The sequence below is a fragment of the Halomonas sp. E14 genome, from assembly GCF_052568415.1.
On the sequence record NZ_CP199423.1, the window covers coordinates 3,694,868 to 3,716,783 of the forward strand.

Annotated in this window: 17 protein-coding genes; 4 read left to right on the forward strand and 13 right to left on the reverse strand. The window is 66.1% G+C overall.

The features are described 5' to 3' along the window. Positions 1–22 precede the first annotated feature (22 nt). The 3 genes from ACT7B3_RS17430 to hexR all read right to left on the reverse strand — a co-directional run bounded on the left by ACT7B3_RS17430 (position 23) and on the right by hexR (position 4,505). Positions 23–1,111, reverse strand: coding sequence for a TRAP transporter substrate-binding protein (locus tag ACT7B3_RS17430; RefSeq protein ID WP_444678910.1), 1,089 nt, complete (start codon positions 1,109–1,111; stop codon positions 23–25). Between the two features lie 131 nt (positions 1,112–1,242). Next, positions 1,243–3,450 carry a DNA helicase II gene (uvrD, locus tag ACT7B3_RS17435; RefSeq protein WP_445158797.1) on the reverse strand — a complete coding sequence of 736 codons (2,208 nt, stop codon included), beginning with the start codon at positions 3,448–3,450 and terminating at the stop codon, positions 1,243–1,245. 191 nt (positions 3,451–3,641) lie between these two features. After that, complete coding sequence (hexR, locus tag ACT7B3_RS17440) at positions 3,642–4,505, reverse strand: transcriptional regulator HexR (protein WP_444678909.1); 864 nt, start codon at positions 4,503–4,505, stop codon at positions 3,642–3,644. Positions 4,506–4,713: 208 nt separating this feature from the next. Between hexR and ACT7B3_RS17445 the strand changes: the two genes are divergently transcribed. Beyond that, on the forward strand, positions 4,714–4,914 hold the full coding sequence (locus ACT7B3_RS17445) for a PA3496 family putative envelope integrity protein (RefSeq protein WP_444678908.1): 201 nt from the start codon (positions 4,714–4,716) through the stop codon (positions 4,912–4,914). Positions 4,915–4,985: 71 nt separating this feature from the next. Here the strand turns inward: ACT7B3_RS17445 and ACT7B3_RS17450 are convergent, their stop codons facing one another. Further along, positions 4,986–6,332 (reverse strand): sodium-dependent transporter, encoded by a 1,347-nt coding sequence (locus tag ACT7B3_RS17450; protein ID WP_444678907.1) that lies wholly within the window; start codon positions 6,330–6,332, stop codon positions 4,986–4,988. Positions 6,333–7,119: 787 nt separating this feature from the next. Between ACT7B3_RS17450 and ACT7B3_RS17455 the strand changes: the two genes are divergently transcribed. After that, positions 7,120–7,722: an undecaprenyl-diphosphatase gene (locus ACT7B3_RS17455; protein ID WP_444678906.1), complete on the forward strand. Its 603-nt coding sequence runs from the start codon at positions 7,120–7,122 to the stop codon at positions 7,720–7,722. 64 nt (positions 7,723–7,786) lie between these two features. Here ACT7B3_RS17455 and glmS read toward each other — a convergent pair whose 3' ends face one another. The 4 genes from glmS to ACT7B3_RS17475 form a co-directional block, all read right to left on the reverse strand. Then, positions 7,787–9,619 carry a glutamine--fructose-6-phosphate transaminase (isomerizing) gene (glmS, locus tag ACT7B3_RS17460; protein WP_445158798.1) on the reverse strand — a complete coding sequence of 611 codons (1,833 nt, stop codon included), beginning with the start codon at positions 9,617–9,619 and terminating at the stop codon, positions 7,787–7,789. A gap of 21 nt (positions 9,620–9,640) precedes the next feature. Next, positions 9,641–11,008 carry a bifunctional UDP-N-acetylglucosamine diphosphorylase/glucosamine-1-phosphate N-acetyltransferase GlmU gene (gene glmU / locus ACT7B3_RS17465; RefSeq protein ID WP_445158799.1) on the reverse strand — a complete coding sequence of 456 codons (1,368 nt, stop codon included), beginning with the start codon at positions 11,006–11,008 and terminating at the stop codon, positions 9,641–9,643. Between the two features lie 86 nt (positions 11,009–11,094). Next, positions 11,095–12,165, reverse strand: coding sequence for an FAD:protein FMN transferase (locus ACT7B3_RS17470; protein WP_445158800.1), 1,071 nt, complete (start codon positions 12,163–12,165; stop codon positions 11,095–11,097). A 33-nt stretch (positions 12,166–12,198) separates the two neighbouring features. Continuing rightward, a complete protein-coding gene (locus ACT7B3_RS17475; RefSeq protein WP_445158801.1) occupies positions 12,199–13,011 on the reverse strand; it encodes an undecaprenyl-diphosphate phosphatase in 813 nt (270 codons plus the stop codon). 347 nt (positions 13,012–13,358) lie between these two features. Between ACT7B3_RS17475 and mgtE (ACT7B3_RS17480) the strand changes: the two genes are divergently transcribed. Next, a complete protein-coding gene (gene mgtE / locus ACT7B3_RS17480; protein ID WP_445158802.1) occupies positions 13,359–14,708 on the forward strand; it encodes a magnesium transporter in 1,350 nt (449 codons plus the stop codon). 88 nt (positions 14,709–14,796) lie between these two features. Next, positions 14,797–15,966: a cation diffusion facilitator family transporter gene (locus ACT7B3_RS17485; protein ID WP_445158803.1), complete on the forward strand. Its 1,170-nt coding sequence runs from the start codon at positions 14,797–14,799 to the stop codon at positions 15,964–15,966. 22 nt (positions 15,967–15,988) lie between these two features. Here ACT7B3_RS17485 and mgtE (ACT7B3_RS17490) read toward each other — a convergent pair whose 3' ends face one another. From mgtE (ACT7B3_RS17490) to atpA, 5 genes are all read right to left on the reverse strand, one after another. Beyond that, complete coding sequence (mgtE, locus tag ACT7B3_RS17490) at positions 15,989–17,362, reverse strand: magnesium transporter (RefSeq protein ID WP_444678902.1); 1,374 nt, start codon at positions 17,360–17,362, stop codon at positions 15,989–15,991. Positions 17,363–17,518: 156 nt separating this feature from the next. Beyond that, complete coding sequence (locus ACT7B3_RS17495; protein ID WP_444678901.1) at positions 17,519–17,947, reverse strand: F0F1 ATP synthase subunit epsilon; 429 nt, start codon at positions 17,945–17,947, stop codon at positions 17,519–17,521. 25 nt (positions 17,948–17,972) lie between these two features. Then, entirely contained in the window at positions 17,973–19,349 is a 1,377-nt protein-coding gene (atpD, locus tag ACT7B3_RS17500; protein WP_444678900.1) for a F0F1 ATP synthase subunit beta, read from the reverse strand. 68 nt (positions 19,350–19,417) lie between these two features. Further along, positions 19,418–20,302: a F0F1 ATP synthase subunit gamma gene (gene atpG / locus ACT7B3_RS17505; RefSeq protein ID WP_445158804.1), complete on the reverse strand. Its 885-nt coding sequence runs from the start codon at positions 20,300–20,302 to the stop codon at positions 19,418–19,420. Positions 20,303–20,370: 68 nt separating this feature from the next. Then, positions 20,371–21,915 (reverse strand): F0F1 ATP synthase subunit alpha, encoded by a 1,545-nt coding sequence (atpA, locus tag ACT7B3_RS17510; protein ID WP_444678899.1) that lies wholly within the window; start codon positions 21,913–21,915, stop codon positions 20,371–20,373. Position 21,916 lies beyond the last annotated feature (1 nt).

Sequence of the window (21,916 nt, forward strand, 5' to 3'; positions counted from 1 at the left end):
ACGGCGAAGCGATCGCTGAGGTTCAGCCACCCACCGCTTCGCGTGCCTTCAGGTAACTGAACTCGCCGATGTCGCTGAACGGGCGTACCACCTTCTGGAACGCCACGTAGGATTCGTAGACCTTCTTCGAGTCCGGGTCGTTATCGATCTGGTTCTGGATCACCTGCTGCGAGGCGTCGTACAGCGCCTGCATGACGTCCTCGGGGAAGGTGCGCAGCTGCACGCCGTGCTCGGTCACCAGGGTGTCGAGCGCCTGGGCGTTGCGGAAGGCGAACTCGCTGATCATGGCCAGGTTGGACGCCTTGGCCGCTTCGCGCACCACGTCCTTCAGGTCGTCGGGCAGGGCGTTCCAGGCATCCAGGTTGACGGTGCCTTCGAGCACCGCGGACGGCTCGTTCCACACCGAGGTGTAGTAGTAGTCGGCCACCTGATGCAGGCCAAAGGCCATGTCGTTGTACGGGCCGACCCAGTCGGCGGCGTCGAGCACGCCGGTCTGCAAGGAGGTGAAGATCTCGCCGCCCGGCATGTTGACGGTGGTCACGCCGATGGCGTTCATCGCTTCGCCGGCCAGGCCCGGCAGGCGCAGGCGGATGCCGCGCATGTCCTCCAGGGAGTTGATCTCCCTCTTGAACCAGCCGGCCATCTGGGTGCCGGTGTTGCCGACCGCGAACGGCTTCAGGTTGTGCTTGGCGTAGATCTCGTCCCACAGCTCCTGGCCGCCGCCGTGGTACAGCCAGGCGTTGGTTTCGGTGGTGTTCATGCCGAACGGCACGGCGGTGAAGAACTGCGAGGCAGCGACCTTGCCGCGCCAGTAGTAGGCGGCGGAGTGACCCATCTCGGCGGTGCCGGCGGCCACGGCGTCGAACACCTCCATGGCGGGCACCAGCTCACCCGCGCCATGCACGCGGATGCGCATGCGGCCGTTGGAGAGCTGTTCGATGCGCCGGGCGAAATCGTTGGCACCCGTGCCCAGGGCCGGGAAATTGGTCGGCCAGGAGGTGACCATGTCCCAGGTGATGGTGTCCTGCGCCTTGGCGGTGGAAACGAAGGGCGCGGCGGCGACGCCGGCGGCACCGAGGCCGACGGTCTTGAGGAAGTTACGGCGTTGCATGCAGGCATGACTCCGGCTGGTTGTTCTGAGTCGCGTCTTGTGTTGCGCGATGTGTCCGCCGCAGAGTATGCGACAAGGGGGAATTCACCGGCAAGCCAAGCGTTTGTCTGACTTACCGCTACCCCTCTCGCCTACAGCGGCGTGAGCTTGGCAAACCCAAGCACCAGCCACTTGTCGCCGACCCCTTCGAAGCTGACCTGCACCCGGGCGCGCTCGCCCTGCCCTTCGGCGTTGAGGATCACCCCTTCGCCGAAGATCGGGTGGCTCACCCGCTGGCCGAGGCTGAGGCTGGGCAGGTCGCCGCCGCCGTCGACCGAGGTCTGACGCGACAGCCCCACCGCCGGGCGCATGGCCGTGACCGGGCGCGAGACCTGCCCACGCAGGCGCACCTCTTCCAGGCACTCGGCGGGCAGCTCGCGCAGGAACCGCGACGGCCGCTGGAAGGTCTCCTTGCCGTGCAGGCGGCGGATCTCGGCGTGGGTGAGGTAGAGCTTGCGCATGGCGCGGGTCAGGCCGACGTAGCACAGTCGGCGCTCCTCCTCGAGCCGGCCGGGCTCCTCCAGCGACATTTTGTGCGGGAACAGCCCCTCTTCCACCCCGGCGATGAACACCAGCGGAAACTCCAGCCCCTTGGCCGAATGCAGGGTCATCAGCTGCACGCTGTCCTCGAACTCGTCGGCCTCGTGGTCGCCGGCGTTGAGCGCCGCCTCGGCCAGGAATGCCTCCAGCGCCACGGCCCCCTCGCCGACCTCGGGCGGCTCGAAGGACTCGCCCTGGGTGAAGGCGCGGGCGGCGTTGATCAGCTCCTCCAGGTTCTCGACCCGGGCCTGCCCCTTCTCGCCCTTCTCGCTGCGGTGGTGCTCGACCAACCCCGACATGGTGTTCACGTGATCGATGATCTCGTGCAGCGCCAGGCCCGCGGTGTCGTTGTCGAGCCGTTCGACCAGGTCGGCGAAGGCCTGCAGCGACGCCCCGGCGCGCCCCTTCAGCGCGCCCTCGGCCAGGCCATCGTGCAGCGCCTGCCACAGCGAGGCGCCGGTGACTCGCGCCCGCTCGCGCAGCAGCTCCACGGTGCGGGTGCCGATACCGCGGGCCGGCACGTTGATGATGCGCTCGAGCGAGGCGTCGTCGTCGCGGTTGAGCAGCAGGCGCAGGTAGGCCAGGGCGTTCTTGATCTCCAGCCGTTCGTAGAAGCGCTGTCCGCCGTAGATGCGGTAGGGCATCCCTTGGCGGATCAGGGTCTCCTCGAGCACCCGCGACTGGGCGTTGGAGCGGTAAAGGATGGCCACGTCGCGGCGCCGGTAGCCCTCGTCGACCTTCTCCTTGATGGTGTCGACGATGAAGCGCGCCTCGTCCAGGTCGTTGAAGCCGGCATACACCGAGATCGGCTCGCCGCGCGCGCCGGCCGTCCACAGCTGCTTGCCCATGCGCTCGGTGTTGTGGCTGATCAGCGCATTGGCGGCGTCGAGGATGGCGCTGGTGGAGCGGTAGTTCTGCTCCAGCCGCACAGTCCTGGTGGCAGGGAACTCCTGCTCGAAGCGGCGAATGTTCTCGATCCGCGCCCCGCGCCAGCCGTAGATCGACTGGTCGTCGTCGCCGACCACCGTCATCGGCGTACTCACGCCGGTGAGCAGCTTGAGCCAGGCGTACTGCAGGGTGTTGGTGTCCTGGAATTCGTCGACCAGCACGTGGCCGAAGCGCTCCTGGTAGTGGGCCAGCAGCGCCGGGGTATCACGCAGCAGCTCCAGGCTTCTCAGCAGCAGCTCGCCGAAGTCGACCAGGCCGCCGCGCTCACAGGTGAGCTGGTAGCGCTCGTAGAGCTCGACCATCTGCGCCAGGTAGGCGTCGCCGTGGACGTCGACCTGGTGCGGGCGCAGCCCCTCCTCCTTGCAGCCGGAGATGAAGTACTGCACCTGGCGCGGCGGGTAGCGCTCGTCGTCGATCCGGTGGTCCTTGAGCAGCCGCTTGATCAGCCGCAGCTGGTCGTCGGAGTCGATGATCTGGAAATGCTGCGGCAGCCGCGCGTCCTGCCAGTGGGTGCGCAGCAGGCGATGGGCGATGGAGTGGAAGGTACCGACCCAGACGTTGCGCAGCGACAGCCCCAGCAGCGCCTCGAGCCGCGTGCGCATCTCGCGGGCGGCCTTGTTGGTGAAGGTCACGGCGAGCACGGCGTAGGGCGACAGCCCCTCGGCCTGCATCAGCCAGGCGATGCGATGCACCAGCACCCGGGTCTTGCCCGAGCCGGCCCCGGCCAGCACCAGCATGTTGCCCTGGGGGGCGCTCACCGCCTCGCGCTGGGCCGGGTTCAACTGATCGAGAATCGCCGTGACGTCGTCCATGGAAGGGGTCTGCCGCTGGAAAAAATGAGCGCCCAGCTTAGCATATCCGCCCGTCCAATCCTCGACCCGAGCGGCGCCGGGGACAGGTCGAAGCGGAGGTCATCCTTCAGGGATGAAGGATGTAGCGCCCAGGGAAGGGTTCACAGCGCCTCCGCCTAGACCTGTCGCCGGAACAGCCGCGGGCTAGGCCGCTAGGGCTTGCCCTCCTGCTCCGGAAACCGCAGCGGCGTCAGGCTCTTCTTGACCGCCTTGAGCTGCTCGGCGAGCTTCGGCCCGCGGGTCTTGGCCACCCCCACGGCGAGCACGTCGACCAGCACCAGGTGGGCGATGCGCGAGCTCATCGGGGTATAGATCTCGGTGTCCTCATGCACGTCGATATAGAGCGGCAGGGTCACCTCCTCGGCCAGCGGCGAGCCGGTGGGGCACAGCCCGATCACCGTGGCGCCGGCCTCGCGAGCCAGGCGCACGCTGGCGACCAGCGCGCGGGTGCGGCCGGTCTGGGAGATCGCCACCACCACGTCGCCCTCCTTGAGCGTCACCGCCGACATGTTCTGCATGTGCGGATCGGCATAAGCGGCGGTGGAGATCTGCAGGCGGAAGAACTTGTGCTGGGCATCGAAGGCCACCGCACCGGAGGCGCCGAAGCCATAGAACTCCACCCGGTTGGCCATGGCCAGTGCCTGGATCGCCCGGCTCAGAGCATCGTTGTCGAGCCGGTCGCGCACCGACAGCAGGGTACCCACGGTGGAGTCGAAGATGCTTTGCGAGAACTCGGCGACGGAGTCGTCGTCGTTCATCGAGAACTGGGCGAACTGGCTGCCCGACGCCAGCATCTGCGCCAGCTTGAGCTTGAAGTCCTGAAAGCCGTTGCAGCCCAGCGCCCGGCAGAAGCGCACCACGGTCGGCTCGCTCACCTTGGCCTCGGTGGCCAGGTCGACGATGCGCATGTGGATCACTTCCTCGGGGTTACGCAGCACGAAGCGCGCCACTTTCTGCTCGGAGCGACGAAAATGCTCCATGCGGCGTCTCATTTCATCGAACAGGGCGCGGCTCACGCTGAACTCCTTGGTTTCACGAACGCAGCAGCCAGTATGCCCCATCCGACGCCGGCTGTGGGAGTTTCGCACCCAGCGTGGACAGCCCGTCCGTCACATTTCCGTCAGTGAGTTATAGTAAAAGTCGAGTGTCGCGCCGTTAGCCGGCACGCAACATGAACCCATGGAACAAGGTGTCAGGCAAAAGAAGAAAAAGGGAGATTCGATCATGCGAAAGGTCGAACGGGTCACTTCCGTCAAGAACGAACTTCTCGATATCTACATGAGCCTCAACGTCGCCGAGCACGAGAAACGCTCACGCTGTGCCGCCCAGCGCAACCTGCGCGCCCGGCGCGGCATCGAACTGCACAACGAATTCAAGCGCCTGGAGCGCGACATCGCCGACCTGGTCGACGACGAAACCCATTGAAACGGCCGCCCCGAAGGGCGGCCGTTTGGCTTCCGGGCCCCGCCTGGCGCGGCCCGGGGTAACGCGTTGACTCAGCCGAGCAGCGAGTTGACGAATACTACGATGACGCCCAGCGGTGCCACGTAGCGCGCCACCAGGTGCCACAGCCGCTCCATGCCGCCCGCCAGCCGAAGCTCAGCGGCCACGCTGCCGCGCTCCAGGCACCAGGCCACGAACACGATCGCGCCGAGGCCAGTCAGCGGCAGCAGGATCTTGCTGGTGAAGGTGTCGAGCAAGTCGAACACGTTCAGGCCAAACATCACCGGCCCCGGCCAGACGTTGAACGACATCAGCGCCGCGATGCCCAGCACCCACACCGCCACGGCGCTCACCAGGGTGGCCATCACCCGTGTCAGCGGCGTGCGCTCCTCGACGAACTCCACCACCGGCTCGAGCAGCGAGATCGCCGAGGTCAGAGCGGCAAAGGTCAGCAGCAGGAAGAACATCAGCCCCAGCAGCATGCCGCCGGTAATGTTGCCGAAGGCCAGCGGCAGGGTGACAAAGATCAGCCCCGGCCCTTCGCCGGCGCTCAGGCCGTTGGCGAACACGATAGGGAAGATGGCCAGGCCGGCCAGCAGGGCGATCACGGTATCCAGGATGATCACCGTGCGTGCCGTACCCAGCAGGTTGACGTCCTCGCCCAGGTAGGAGCCGTAGGCCATCATGATGCCCATGCCCAGCGACAGGGTGAAGAACGCCTGCCCCATGGCCGCCAGCACCACGCCGCCGGTCAAAGCGCTCCAGTCTGGGCGGAACATGAAGGCCAGCGCTTCGCCGAAGTGGCCGGTGGTCATGCCATAGCCCACCAGCACCAGCAGCAGCACCACCAGTGCCGGCATCAGGGTACGCGCCGCGCCTTCCAGCCCCTTGGTCACGCCACGCGCCACGATCCACACCACCAGCGCCATGAACGCGGTGTGCCACAGCAGCAGCGCCCCCGGGCTGCCCAGCAGGCCGGTGAAGACGGCGGCGACGCCGTCAGCGTCTTGACCGGTAAAGGTACCGGTGACCGAGTTCAAGGTGTAGGAGAGCGACCAACCGCCGATCACGCTATAGAAGGAGAGGATCAGGAACGCCGCCAACACCCCGCTGACGCCGACCAGCGCCCAGGCCTTGGGCTGGCCGTTGCGGCTGGCCAGCTCCGCCATCGCGTTGATCGGGTTCTTCTGCCCGCGCCGGCCGATCAGCCATTCCGCCACCAGGATCGGCAGGCCTACTACCGCCACGCACGCCAGGTAGACCAGCACGAAAGCGGCGCCTCCGCTGTCGCCCACCATGTAGGAAAAGCGCCAAATATTGCCCAGCCCCACCGCCGAACCCGCCGCCGCGAGAACGAAGCCCATTTTCGACGACCACTGCGCATGGACGTGTTTTGACATGTATCACCTATTGTTCTGTAGATGGTTGTTAAGGTGTTTCAGGTACGGAAATACAGTAAAAAACGATGCATTTACGCCTGATTGTCGGCAAATCTATCCGATCAAACGCTAGAAGGCCAGCGGCTGGCTTGGCCGATGGTGCACTGCGGCCAGGCGGCCCGAGGGCGCCTGGCGCGCTCAGGAAAACGCGTGGGAGCGAGCCAGAGCGAGGCGTGACGGTGAACAAGGCAGGGCGAGCCCCCAAATAACAGCCGTCGGAAGAAGAAGAGCCTGCCAAACGTGGCGACAGGCAAGCGCCACGGAGGAGGCCGGCATGGTGCGGGTATGCACAATGAAGAAAGAGGTTTTCCCCTATTTTATCCACAGCCTCAAGCACCGAAACCAGGCTGCTGGATACGCCAGGCGACGGCGTTCGTCAAGCCTTTCGATGCGCGAGAGCGGTGGCCTGTGAGCCGTGGAAATCCCGTGTAACGGGAGTTGTGGCTTTTCTTGCCGCGCGTGAAGCCGGACAGGGCCGACTCTGGCCGCAGTGGCAAACGACAGGAGAACGTCTCGCTATTCCCTGTGGCCACCATAAGTTATCAACAGGCGGTGGAACGCGACTTTCACGCACCCCTTGTGGAAAAGATGATGCCGAATCGCTCGCTTCCAGCACATCGCCGGAGCACAGGGGGAAGGGCCAGGCTGTCATCGCGGTGTCACAAAAACGGTGGGCAAGCCCCGGGCCCAAATGGCAGGATGGCAGCGTTACGCCAGTCACAAGGAAGCGCATACGCGCAGCACGCTCATGGAACAGACGCTGAATCTCGCCCTCTTTACTCGCCTTAACGCGCCGGTGGACGTCGACCCTCGCTGGCTGCTGATCGCCGAACAGCTGGCGGAGCGCCTGATCTGGGCGGTGCCGCTGCTGCTGGTGATCGGCTGGCTGCGTGGCAGTGACCGGCTCAAGCGCCCGCTGCTTGAGGCCTTCATCGCCACCATGCTGGCCCTGGCGGCAAGCTGGGTGATCGGTTATCTCTGGCCCACGCCGCGCCCCTTCATGGTGCCGATAGGCCAGCATTTCCTCGACCATTCGCCCACGCCGGCCTTCCCCAGCAATCACGCCACCATCATGCTGACCATGGCATTCAGCCTGCTGCTGCACTCGGGCACTCGCCGCATCGGCCGCTACCTGCTGCTGCTCGCCCTGCCGGTGGCCTGGGCCAGGGTGTTCCTCGGCGTGCACTTCCCGCAGGACATGCTCGGTGCCCTGGTGCTGGCGGCCGCCATGGCGCTGCTGGTCGGCGCCAGCCGCCACTGGCTGGTGCTGCCCTTCTACCATCACGTGGCCAGGCGGCTCTATCACATCCTGTTCGCCCCGCTGATCAGCCGCGGCTGGGTGGAACGCTAGGCATACGCCCAGCTTCCACCGCAGCGGCGGCTTCTCGCTGCCATGTCTACGGCAAGGAGCCTGGCTACTCTACCGTGACCGACTTGGCCAGGTTGCGCGGCTGGTCGACGTCGGTGCCCTTCAGCACGGCGACGTGGTAGCTCAGCAGCTGCAGCGGGATGGTGTAGAGAATCGGTGCCAGGGCTTCGTGCACGTGAGGCAGGCACAGCACGCGCACGCCTTCCTCCTCCTTGATGCCGACCTGCTCGTCGGCAAACACGAACAGCTCGCCGCCGCGGGCACGCACTTCCTGCAGATTGGACTTCAGCTTGTCGAGCAGTTCGTCGTTGGGCGCCACGGAAATGACCGGCATCTCGCTGTCGACCAGCGCCAGCGGGCCGTGCTTGAGCTCGCCGGCGGGATAGGCCTCGGCGTGGATGTAGGAGATCTCCTTGAGCTTCAGCGCGCCTTCCAGGGCGATGGGGAAGTGAGCGCCGCGGCCGAGGAACAGCGCGTGGTGCTTCTCGGCGAAGGCCATGGAGAGCGCCTCGATCGCGTCGTCCAGCGCCAGCACCTGGTTGACCAGTCGCGGCAGGCGGCGCAGGTTATCGACCAGCTCGGCCTGGGTGCCTGCGGCCAGCCCCTTCACGCGGCCCAGCGCCAGGGTCAGCAGCATCAGCGCGGTCAGCTGGGTGGTGAAAGCCTTGGTGGAAGCCACGCCGATCTCGGGGCCGGCCTGGGTCATCAGGGTCAGGTCGGATTCGCGCACCAGCGAGCTGCCCGGCACGTTGCAGATCGCCAGGCTGCCGAGGTAGCCCTGCTCGCGGGCAAAACGCAGCGCCGCCAGGGTGTCGGCGGTCTCACCCGACTGGGAGAGGGTCACGAACAGCGTGCCTTCCGGCACTACCACGGTGCGGTAGCGATATTCGGAGGCCACCTCCACCTGCACCGGCACGCCGGCGTAGCGCTCCAGCCAGTAGCGCGCCACCATACCGGCATGGTAGCTGGTGCCGCAGGCGACGATGTGAATCTGCTTGACCTGCTGGAACAGCACCTCGGCGTCGGGGCCGAAGCATTCGGGCGGCACCGAGCCCTCACCCAGCCGCCCTTCCAGCGCCGCCGTGATCACCGTGGGCTGCTCGAAGATCTCCTTCTGCATGAAGTGACGGTAGTCGCCCTTGCTGGCTGCGCCGTCACCGTGCTCGAAGGTGTGCACCTCGCGCTCGGCCGTGCCCCCCGCGGCATCGAAGATCTCGATACGCCCGGCGCCCGAAAGGCGCACCACGTCGCCCTCCTGCAGGTAGATGAAGCGGTCGGTGACCTGTAGCAGCGCCAGCGGGTCGGAGCCGAGGAAGGCTTCGTCGATACCGGCACCCACCACCAGCGGGCTGCCCTTGCGCGCGCCGACGATCACGCCGGGCTCGTCGGCGTGGATCACGCCCAGCGCATAGGCGCCATGCAGCCGGGCCAGCGCCGCCTGCACCGCGCCGAGCAGGTCACCGTGGCGGCGGTACTCGCGGTCGACCAGGTGAGCCACCACTTCGGTGTCGGTTTCCGAGGTGAAGGCATAGCCGGCCTCGGCCAGCTCGCCGCGCAGCGCCTCGTGGTTCTCGATGATGCCGTTGTGCACCACCGCCACGCGCTCGTTCGAGACGTGGGGATGCGCGTTGATCTCACTGGGCTTGCCGTGCGTGGCCCAGCGGGTATGGGCGATGCCGCAGCGGCCGACGAGGGACTGGGTCGCCAGCCGCTCCTCCAGCGCCGCCACCTTACCCACCGCGCGGCTGCGCTGAAGCCCATCGGGCGAGAGAATGGCCATGCCGGCCGAGTCGTAGCCGCGATACTCCAGACGCTTGAGTCCTTCGAGCAGTATGCCTTGAACGTTACGCTGGGCGACGGCCCCCACGATTCCACACATGAACGCTACCTCCTTGGCTGATCATTGATCCTGTTGCTTGGTCGGGCGCTGCCAGTCCGGCTTGCTGATTTGGCGGCCCCGGGACACCGCCAGGGCGTGATCGGCAACGTCCTTGCTGATCGTCGAGCCCGCGCCGATGGTGGCGCCCTTGCCGATGCTCACCGGCGCCACCAGCGCCGTGTTGGAGCCGATGAAGGCCGCATCGCCGATCTCGGTCACATGCTTGCGGGCGCCATCGTAGTTGCAGGTGATGGTGCCGGCGCCCACGTTGACGTCCTGGCCCAGGCGGGCGTCGCCCACGTAGCTCAGGTGGTTGATCTTGCTGCCTTCGCCCACCTCGGCGTTCTTGGTCTCGACGAAGTTGCCGACCTTGGCACCCACCGCCAGGCGGGTGCCGGGACGCAGCCGGGCGAAGGGGCCGATGCGATTGTGGCCGGCGGCCACGACGCCTTCGAGCACGCTGTGCGGCTCGATGACGGTGCCGGCGCCGATGTGGCTGTCGCGGATCACACAGTGCGGGCCGATGCGCACGCCTTCGCCCAGCTCCACCTCGCCTTCGAACACGCAGCCCACGTCGATCTCGACGTCGTGGCCGCAGCGCAGCCGGCCGCGCACGTCGAGGCGCGCCGGATCCATCAGGGCAACCCCCTGGGTCATCAGCGCGTCGGCGATACGCGCCTGGTGGGCGCGCTCGAGCCTGGCCATCTGCACGCGGTTGTTGACGCCTTCCACTTCCAGCGCATCGGCCGGTTGGGCAGTGGCAATGGCGACTCCTTCGGCGGCGGCCATGGCGATCACATCGGTCAGGTAGTACTCGCCCTGGGCGTTGTCGGCGGAGAGCCGCGGCAGCCAGCGCTTCAGCTGGGCGGCGGTCATCGCCATGATGCCGGTATTGCATTCGCGTATCGCCAGCTCATGCTCGGCGGCATCCTTCTGCTCGACGATGGCCACCACCTCGCCAGCCTCGTTGCGCAGAATGCGCCCGTAGCCGCTGGGGTCGTCGAGGGTCACGGTCAACAGGCCCATGCGGCTCTCGTCGACCTGGGCCATCAGCGCAGCCAGGGTCTCGTGGCGAATCAGCGGCACGTCGCCGTAGAGCACCAGCACCCGGCCATCGCCAAGGCCCTCCAACGCCTGGGCCACGGCATGTCCGGTGCCCTTCTGTTCGGCCTGCACGGCGAAGCTCACCGGGTAGTCCGCCAACGCCTCGCGCACCCGCTCGGCGCCGTGGCCGATCACCACATGCAGGCGCTGGGCCTCCAGCCGGCGTGCCGTATCGAGCACATGCCGTACCATCGGCTTGCCGGCCAGGCGATGCAGCACCTTGGGCAGGTCCGAGCGCATCCGCGTGCCTTGGCCCGCGGCCAGTACCACCACATCGAGGGTCATCGTTGGCTCCTTGTTCCTTCTGGTTTCCATGGTGTGGCCCGCCGGGCGGGCCGTGCGTCCCTGTCGCCGGGCGGCGCCACCGCCGCTCAGCGCACCAGGATGCCGAGCTCTTCCATCAGCTCGGCGCCGAGATAGTCAGCGAAGGCGGGGCTCGCCACGCTGGCCCAGCCTTCGTCCTCACGTACCAACATCAGCACCTTGAGATCCTCCTCGCGGGCCAGCGCAAGGCCCTCCTCGTCGCCCAGTACCAGCATGGCGGTGGCCCAGGCGTCGGCCCAGGCGTTGGAAGGATGCGCCACCGTCACCGAGGCCACGCGATGGTCGATGGGGCGCCCGCTGCGCGGATCGATAGTGTGCGAGAAGCGCTGGCCGTCCTCCTCGAAATAGTTGCGATAGTCGCCGGAGGTGGCGATCGAAATGGCGTGCAGCGGCAGGATGAACTGGGCCTCCTGGCGGTCGGTCAGCGGCGCCTCGATGCCGACTCGCCACGGCTGCTGCTCGGTGTCGCGGTAGCCGCGGGTGACCAGGTCGCCGCCCAGATTGACCAGGTAGTGCTCCAGGCCCTGGGCGTCCAGGTAGGCGGCGACCCGGTCGGTGCCGTGGCCCTTGGCCACGCCGCCCAGGTCGATGAAGACGTCGCGCAGGCGCCGCGCCTGCATGGCCTGCTCGTCGATCTCGATGCTGCCCGGGCCGACCTCGCTCAGGCGCTGCTGCAGCGTGCCGGGGTCGGGCACCTCGCGCGGGCGGGCTTCGGAGCCGAAGCTCCACAGGTTGACCAAGCCGCCGATGGTGATATCGAAGGCACCGTGGCTGGCCTCGGCGACCGACTGGCTGATCGCCAGCACCTCGATCAGTTCGTTGGAGAGCGGCTGCCATTCGCCCAGCGGGGCCTGATTGAAGGCCATCAGCTCGGAGTCGTCGCGGTAGATCGACATGGCCGCATCCACCTGTTCCAGCACGTCCACCAGGCCCTCGTCGAGCCGCTGCGCCTGCCCCTGGGTCAGGCTGTCGGCGATCGACACCTGATAATAGGAGCCGAAGATGGCGCCTTCGAGGCGAACCGGCGAATCCAGCGGCCGGTCGCTCTCGGAGCAGCCGGCCAGCAGCCCTCCCAGACACAGCATGGAGACCGCCACGGGGCGCAGGACAGAGTTCATGGTTTCAGGACTCCTCGATAGAGTGAGACGCGGCTACCAGAAGATCCACAGCAGCCACAGCCCAAGCACGATGCGGTAGATAACGAAGGGCTGCATGCCGATCCGCTTGATGAAGGCCAGGAAGTAATGGATGCAGAGGTAGGCGCTCAGCCCGGAAAGCACCACGCCTGCCGCCATGGCCTGCCAGTCAATCTCCCGCGGCATCTGCACCAGCCCGACAATCTCCAGCCCCGAGGCCAGCGCCGTGACCGGGATCGACAGCAGGAACGAGAAGCGCGCCGCGCCCTCGCGGCTCATGCCCAGCAGCAGGGCCGCTGTCATGGTGATGCCGGAACGCGAAGTACCGGGGATCAGCGCCAGCGCCTGAGCGGCGCCGATCCATAGCGCATCGCGCAGGGTAAGCTGGTATTCGCTGCGCCCCGGGCGCTTGTGCCAGTCAGCATACCCCAGCAGCAGGCCGAAGCCGATCAGCGAGAAGCCGATCAGGATCGGCGAGCGCATGCTGTCGCTGATGACATCGTGCAGCAAGAAGCCGGCCACGCAGACCGGGATCGTCGCCAGCAGTACCCACCAGGCCAACCGGGCGTCCGGGTCGTCGGTCCCATGGCCTGACATGCCCCCCCGGAGCGAGGCTGCGAAACTCGCGCCCATGCGCCGCAGGTCGTGGCGAAAATAGGCCACCACGGCAATCAGGCTGCCTAGGTGCACCGCCACGTCGAAGGTCAACCCCTGATCGCTCCAGTCGGTCAGCACCGGAACCAGAATGAGGTGAGCCGAACTCGAGATCGGTAAAAATTCGGTCAATCCCTGAACCACCGACAGTACGATGACCTGCAGCCAATCCATTTGGCACTCTCCTTTTCGGCAAGGGCAAACGCCGCTTGACACAAACTCACGACAGGACGCACAGAGGATACACGCCCCCTTGGCTCTTGTCCGCCGTGTCCTGTTACAAAACTCGCCGCAGACCCCGCCAACGTTGCGTCTTGCCGATTCCGGGCCTAGAATGCGCGCGCCGCCGAATCGCGGCGACATCCATCACCGAGGACGTTATGGAACCTCCGAGTCGACAGACAACGACGGACTTTCCACTGACCGGCGACGCATGCTGCGCGCTCGGGACGCCATCGGCCTGATCCCCCAGGCTTGATCGCGGTTCCTGCGCGTACGCGATGCGCGCCAGGAGCCTGACCATGAGCTATGCCATCCTCGCTGCCTCCCTGCGCAGCGCCATGCAGCGTGACGACCAGGACACCATCGAGCGCCTGATCGCCGACATGCAGCCGGCCGACCTGGCCGAATTCGTCCAGCATGAGCAGAGCGACACCGTGCTGTCGCTATTGCAGCACCTGCCGCTCGACCAGCGCGCGGTGGCCTTCGGCTACCTCAGCGAAGCGCTGCAGGAAGAGCTCGCCTTCCGCCTCAGCGATACCAAGCTGGCGGAACTGCTGCGCCACATGAGCGCCGACGAGCGCACCGACCTGTTCAAGCAGCTCGACGAGGCGCGCCAGCAGGCGCTGCTCCACGTGCTGCCGCGCGCCGAGCAGGAGAGCCTGCGCAAGCTGGCCAGCTACGCAGAGGGCACCGCCGGGGCGATCATGACCTCGGACTACGTGGCGATCCCGGCCTACTACGACGTGACCCGCGCCCTGGACAAGGTGCGCACCACCGGCGCCAACGCCGAGACGGTCTACCAGCTCTACTGCATCGACACTGAAGGCCGGCTGCTCGGCACCGTCTCGCTGCGCGAGCTGATCCTGGCCGAGCCCGACACCCAGGTCGCCGAGCTGATGACCGAGGAGGTGGTATTCGTGACCGCCGCCGAGACCCAAGAGGCGGTGGCGCGGCTGGTGGCGCGCTACGACCTGCTGGCGCTGCCGGTGGTGAACGGCGGCGAACGGCTGGTAGGGATCGTCACCTACGACGACGCCATGGACGTGGCCGAAGAGGAAGCCACCGAGGACATGCACAAGGGGATGTCGATCGGCAAGCTTGAGGGCGGGCTGCGCAACGCCGGCCTGTTCGAACTCTACCGCAAGCGGATCGTGTGGCTGGTGCTGCTGGTGTTCGCCAATATCTTCTCCGGCGCCGGCATCGCCTACTTCGAGGAGACCATCGAGGCCTACATCGCACTGGTGTTCTTCCTGCCCCTGCTGGTGGACAGCGGCGGCAACGCCGGCTCCCAGGCCGCCACGCTGATGGTGCGCGGCATGGCCACTGGCGACGTGCGCACCCGTGACTGGACGCGGCTGCTGGGACGCGAGGTGCTGGTGGCCGCCGGGCTGGGGCTGACCATGGCGCTGGCGGTATCGGTGGTGGGGGTGTTCCGCGCCGGCACTGAGATCGCCATGGTGGTGGCAATGAGCATGGTGCTGATCGTGATCATCGGCAGTCTGATCGGCATGATCCTGCCGTTCCTGCTCAATCGCCTGGGCTGGGACCCGGCCACCGCCTCGGCGCCGCTGGTGACCTCCATCGCCGATGCCTCAGGGGTGCTGATCTACTTCGCCATCGCCACCGCGGTGCTGGGCCTGCCGGGCTAGCGCTTCAACTGGCAGGGCGGGAGTGCGAGAATCAATGAAAGAGAATTATTCGCCTCCCGCCTGCGCTGCGGGACCTGGAGCCACCCAAATGATCACCACCCCCGACCTGGCCGTGCACAACCGCGAAGCCAAGCGCGCCACCTACATTGCCGCCTGGCTGGACGGCCTGCTCGGCTGTGCCAAGGTGGTAGTGGGTGTGCTGGTAGGTTCGGCGGCCTTGGTGGCCGATGGCATTCACTCGTTCTCCGACTTGGTCACCGACGGCTTCGTGCTGGCGGCCACCCACTATGGCCGCCAGGGCCCCGATCACGACCACCACTACGGCCACGGCCGCATCGAGACCCTGGCCACGCTGCTGCTGGGCAGCGTGCTGATCTTCGTGGCCGGCGGCATCGCCTGGTCGAGCCTGCAGCGGCTGCTCGGCGGCACCGAGATCGCTGCCCCGGGGCTCTGGGCCATGCTGCTGGCACTGGCCGCCCTGCTGGCCAAGGAGTGGCTGTTCCACTACACCATGCGCATTGCCAGGCGGGTGAAGTCGAAGCTGCTCGAGGCCAACGCCTGGCATTCGCGCTCCGACGTGCTCTCCACCGCGGTGGTGCTGGTGGCACTCATCGGCGCCCAGTTCGGCTTCGGCTGGCTCGACGCCGTGGCGGCGGTGATCGTCGGCCTGCTAGTGGGCAAGGTGGGCTGGGACCTGCTGTGGGAGTCGGCCCGCGAGCTGGTCGATACCGCCCTGCCGGCCGATGCCCAGCAGCAGATGCACCAGGTGGCGCTTGAGGTACCCGGCGTGGAAGGCGTACACGACCTGCGTACCCGCCAGTCGGCCGGGCATGCCATCGTCGACCTGCATGTGGTGGTGGGCCCGCGCATTAGCGTGTCGGAGGCCCATGAGATCGGCAACGAGGTCAGCCGCCGACTGCGCCTCGCCTATCCTGCGCTCAGCGACGTGACTTTTCATATCGATCCCGAGGATGACGCCGGCGAGGGCGATCCCAGCCGCTTCCCGGGCCTGCCGCTGAGGCCGGAGGTGACCTCTGCCCTCGATGCGCGCTGGAACCATCATCCCGCCTGGCGCAACCTGACCCACCTCGAGCTGCACTACTTGGACGGCAAGGTATCCGTGGCACTGGTCATTGCCGGCGCGACCGACACCTCTCCCCAGCGCCTGGCCAGCCAGCTGAAGGCCCAGGCCGAAGACATCGGCTGGCTGGGCCAGGTCGAAGTACTCTATGAGACGCGTGGCGCCAGCCCGCACTGAAGCGGTGGGCGCCGCGGCCAGCCTATAGCCCGGTCAATACCGCCGTGGCGATCGTGAAGTAGATCAGTACCCCGCAGGCATCGATCAAGGTGGTCACCAGCGGCGCCGAGGCCGTGGCCGGGTCCCAGCCCACACGGTTGAGCAGAAACGGCAGGCACATGCCGAGCAGGCTGCCGAATAGCACGATGGTCACCATGCTGGTGGCCACCACCATGGCCACGGCCTCACCGCCGCGCATCACGCCGATCGGTGCCACCGCGAGCGCCATGGTCAGCCCTAGAGAGCCGGCCACCAGCAGCTCACGGCCCAGCAACTTGCTCCAGTCCTTGACGCCCACGTCGCCGGTAGCCATGCCGCGCACCATCAGCGTGGCGGCCTGAGCGCCGGCATTGCCGCCACTCCCGATCAGCAGCGGCAGAAAGAATACCAGTGCCACCTGCGCGGCAATGGTGTCCTCGAAGTAGGCGATGCCAGCGCCCGAGAAGAGGTTGGCGAACACCAGCAGTACCAGCCAGGTGACGCGCTTGCGGTAGAGGCTCCAAAGCGGTACCCGACTGACGCCATCCTCCAACTGGCCGATGGACATCCCCTTGTGAAAGTCCTCGGTGGCCTCGGATTCCACGACGTCCATGGCGTCATCGTGGGTGACGATGCCCACCAGGCGCTCGTCATGATCCACCACCGGCATCGCCAGCAGGTCGTAGCGCGCCACCAGCCGGGCCACTTCTTCCTGCTCTTCATCAACGGCAATGCGGATCACGTCCTTGATCATCAGGTCGTCGACCTGGGCGCCCGGGCGCGCCACCATCAGCTGGCGCAGCGACAGGGTGCCGGCCAGCTTGCCGTCCGGGTCGATGATGTAGAGCTGATAGACGGTCTCGGCGTCGGGCGCGGTCTGGCGCACGCGCATCATCGCCTTGGATACCGTCATGCCGCTGGGAATGGCGACGTAGTCCGAGGTCATGATCGCCCCAGCGGTGCCCTCCTCGTAGCTGGCCAGCCGCTTGAGGTCCTCGCGCTCCTGGCGTGCCATGCGTCGCAGCAGCGCCTCCTGGCGATCTTCATCGAGCAGGTTGAACAGGTCGGCCCTCTCGTCGGAGCCCATCTCCTCGAGTACTGAGAGCAGCAGCTCGTCGGCCATGGACTGGGCTACCAAAAGCTGGATTTCACCCGGTAGATAGCCGATGACGTTGGCCCGCCGCTCGAGCGACAGGTAATCGAGCAGCTTCAGCACGGTGGGAAGGTCATCTTCCTCTTCAACCAGCTCCTCAAGAATCTCAGAGAGATCCGCGGCCCGCAGCTCGGGCAGCAACTCATCGAGGCGTTGGCGCTCCTCCTGCTCAAGGGCAGCCAGCAGCGTTTCCTTCTGCTCCTGCAGCTGTTCGCTCAGTGACATGATCACCTCCTTTCCCACATCGTCAGTTTCCGATACCGGCTGACGCCGTGGCATGCATGCGGCCCCAGACCTTCCTGATTGCAAATAGCATGATAACAGAGACAAAAACGCCCCCCGAACAGCGTTCGGGGGGCGTTTTGTGGCAATCGGCTGGAATCAGCCCTTGCCGGCCTTCTTGCGCAGCTGCTGAATGGTACGCAGCTGGGCCACGGCTTCCGCGAGTTCGGCGGCGGCGCGGGTGTAATCCAGCTCCGCCGACTTGTCGTTGAACGCCTTCAGGGCATGCTGGCGGGCTTCCTCGGCGGCGGCCTCGTCGAGGTCGCCGGCGCGGGAGGCCGCATCGGCCAGTACGGTCACCACGTCGGGCTGCACTTCCAGGAAGCCGCCCGAGACGTAGAAGTTCTCTTCCGTACCGCCTTCCCGAATCACCCGGATCGGCCCTGGCTGAAGCTCGGTCAGCAGCGGGGCGTGCCCGGGCAGGATACCCAGGTCGCCCATGATGCCGGAAGCGATGAGCTGCTCGATCTCACCCGAGAAGATCGCCTCTTCGGCGCTGACGATGTTGCACTTGAAGCTGTTCGCCATAGCGAAGTCCCCCTGGTGGACGGCCTTACTTCATCTGATTGGCTTTTTCGACGGCCTCGTCGATGCTGCCCACCATGTAGAAGGCCTGCTCCGGCAGGTTGTCGTATTCGCCGTTGAGGATGCCCTGGAAACCACGGATGGTGTCCTTCAGCGACACGTACTTGCCCGGGGAGCCGGTGAACACCTCGGCCACGAAGAACGGCTGCGACAGGAAGCGCTGGATCTTACGCGCGCGGGCCACGGTCTGCTTGTCCTCGTCGGACAGTTCGTCCATGCCCAGGATCGCGATGATGTCCTTGAGCTCCTTGTAGCGCTGCAGCACGTTCTGCACACCGCGAGCGGTGTTGTAGTGCTCTTCGCCGACGACCAGCGGGTCGAGCTGGCGCGAGGTGGAGTCCAGCGGATCGATGGCCGGGTAGATACCCAGTTCGGCGATCGAACGCGCCAGTACCACGGTGGCGTCCAGGTGGGCGAAGGTAGTGGCCGGCGACGGGTCGGTCAGGTCGTCCGCGGGCACGTAGACGGCCTGCACGGAGGTGATCGAGCCCACCTTGGTGGAGGTGATGCGCTCCTGCAGAACGCCCATCTCCTCAGCCAGGGTCGGCTGGTAGCCTACCGCCGAGGGCATACGGCCCAGCAGGGCGGATACCTCGGTACCGGCCAGGGTGTAACGGTAGATGTTGTCGACGAACAGCAGCACGTCGCGGCCTTCATCGCGGAACTTCTCGGCGATGGTTAGGCCGGTCAGGGCCACGCGCAGACGGTTGCCCGGCGGTTCGTTCATCTGACCGTATACCAGCGATACCTTGTCGATAACGTTCGACTCGGTCATCTCGTGGTAGAAGTCGTTACCTTCACGGGTCCGCTCACCCACGCCGGCGAACACAGAGTAACCGCTGTGCTCGATGGCGATGTTGCGGATCAGCTCCATCATGTTGACCGTCTTGCCCACGCCGGCGCCGCCGAACAGGCCGACCTTGCCGCCCTTGGCGAACGGGCAAACCAGGTCGATGACCTTGATGCCGGTCTCGAGCAGCTCGTTGGAAGCCGCCTGCTCGGCATAGGTGGGCGCCGGACGGTGAATGGGCATGCGCTCCTGCTCACCGATATCGCCGGCCTCGTCGATCGGCCGACCCAGCACGTCCATGATGCGACCCAGGGTCTCCTTGCCCACCGGCACGGAGATCGGTGCCCCGGTGTTGGTGGTCTCCATGCCGCGCTTCAGGCCCTCGGTGGAGCCCATGGCGATGGTACGCACCACGCCGTCGCCCAGCTGCTGCTGGACTTCGAGCACGGTCTCGGAGTTGGCGACGTTGAGCGCGTCGTAGACCTTGGGAACCGAGTCCCGCGGGAACTCGACGTCAATCACCGCGCCGATGATTTGTACGATACGTCCGCTCATCTTGCGATCCTCTCAAATACCTGCAAATGAAACCTGTACCGGGAGAGCACGGCGGCTCTCCCCGGGCGCTATACGGCGGCGGCACCGCCGACGATCTCGGAAATTTCCTGGGTGATGGCGGCCTGGCGGGCCTTGTTGTACACCATCTCCAGATCGTCGATCAGTCCGCCGGCGTTGTCGGTGGCGTTCTTCATGGCGATCATCCGGGCCGCCTGTTCGCAGGCCCCGTTCTCGACCACCGCCTGATAGACCTGCGATTCGATGAAGCGAACCAGCAGGCTATCCAACAGCGCCTTGGCATCCGGCTCATACAGGTAGTCCCAGCTACCGGGACGCTTGTTGTCCTCGTCATCCGCATCGGCCCCCATGTCGGGGGAGAGCGGCAACAGCTGACGAACCACCGGCCTTTGCGTCATGGTGTTGATGAATTCGTTGTACACCACGAACAGGCGGTCGACCCGCCCCTCGTCGTAGGCGTCCAGCATCACCTTGACGCTGCCGATCAGATCCTCGACCTCGGGCGATTCGCCCAGGCCGCTCTTCGCCGCCACCAGGTTGCCACCGTAGTTGCGGAAGAAGCCGCCGGCCTTGCTGCCCAGGGCGCAGAAGTCGAGCTCCGCGCCCTCGCTGCGCCACGCCATGGCATCCTTGATGACGGCCTTGAACAGGTTGACGTTCAAGCCGCCACACAGGCCGCGATCGGTGGAGACCACGATGTAGCCGACCCGCTTCACCTCGTCACGCTCGATCATGTAGTCGTGGCGGTACTCGGGGTTGGCGTCGGCGATATGGCCTACCACGTTGCGGATCTGCCGGGCGTAAGGCTGGCTGGCCTTCATCAGATCCTGCGCTTTACGCATCTTCGACGCAGCGACCATTTCCATGGCGCTGGTGATCTTCTGCGTATTCTTGATGCTCCCGATCTGGGTGCGTATCTCTTTTGCAGCTGCCATAGCGATCTACTCCGTTCGTAGCCCTCAGAAAGCTTCTGGGCCCGCCCATGGCGGGCGGGCCTGCGGCATTACCAGCTCTGAGTGGCCTTGAACTGCTCGAGACCCTGCTTCAGCCCTTGCTGGATCTCGTCGCTGTAGTCGCCGGTCTGGTTGATCTTGTCAAGCAGCGCACCGTGCTCGGACTTCATGTACTCGTGAAGAGCACGCTCGAAGTCCAGCACCTTGCTCACCTCGACGTCATCCAGGAAGCCTTCGTTGGCGGCATACAGCGACACGCCCATCTCGGCCACGGACAGCGGCGAATACTGCTTCTGCTTCATCAGCTCGGTGACGCGCTGACCGTGCTCCAGCTGCTTGCGGGTGGCTTCGTCCAGGTCGGAGGCGAACTGGGAGAAGGCCGCCAGCTCGCGATACTGGGCGAGTGCCAGACGCACGCCGCCGCCGAGCTTCTTGATGATCTTGGTCTGGGCCGCACCACCGACGCGGGAGACCGACAGACCGGCGTTGATGGCCGGACGGATACCTGCGTTGAACTGGTCGGTTTCCAGGAAGATCTGGCCGTCGGTGATCGAGATCACGTTGGTGGGAACGAACGCGGACACGTCGCCGCCCTGGGTCTCGATGATCGGCAGCGCGGTCAGCGAGCCGGTCTTGCCCTTGACCTCACCGTTGGTGAACTTCTCCACGTAGTCGGCGTTGACGCGAGCGGCACGCTCGAGCAGGCGCGAGTGGAGATAGAAGACGTCACCCGGGTAGGCTTCACGGCCCGGCGGACGACGCAGCAGCAGGGACACCTGACGGTAGGCCCAGGCCTGCTTGGTCAGATCGTCATAGACGATCAGCGCGTCCTGACCGCGGTCGCGGAAGTACTCGCCCATGGTGCAGCCGGCGTAGGGCGCCAGGAACTGCATCGGGGCCGGGTCGGCGGCGCCGGAAGCGACGACGATGGTGTGATCCATCGCGCCGTGCTCCTCGAGCTTGCGCACCACGTTGGCAATGGTCGACTGCTTCTGACCGATGGCCACATAGATACAGGTGACGCCCTTGCCCTTCTGGTTGATGATGGCGTCGACGGCGATGGCCGACTTACCGATCTGGCGGTCGCCGATGATCAGCTCGCGCTGGCCGCGGCCGATCGGCACCATGGCGTCGATCGCCTTGAGGCCGGTCTGGATCGGCTGGTCGACCGACTGACGGGTGATGACGCCCGGGGCGACCTTTTCCACCGCGTCGGTCAATTTGGCGCCCACGTCGCCCTTGCCGTCGATGGGGTTGCCCAGCGGGTCGACCACGCGACCGACCAGCTCGGGGCCCACCGGCACCTCGAGGATGCGGCCGGTACAGCTGGCGGTCATGCCCTCTTCCAGCTGCAGGTAGTCGCCCAGCACCACGGCGCCCACGGAGTCGCGCTCAAGGTTGAGCACCATGCCGTAGATACCGCCGGGGAATTCAATCATCTCACCGAACATCGCATCCTCAAGGCCGTGAATCTTCACGATGCCGTCGGAGACGCTGACGATGGTGCCCTGATTGCGGGCTTCGGATGCGACATCCAGCTTTTCGATACGCTGCTTGATGATGTCGCTGATCTCGGAAGGATTCAGTTGCTGCATG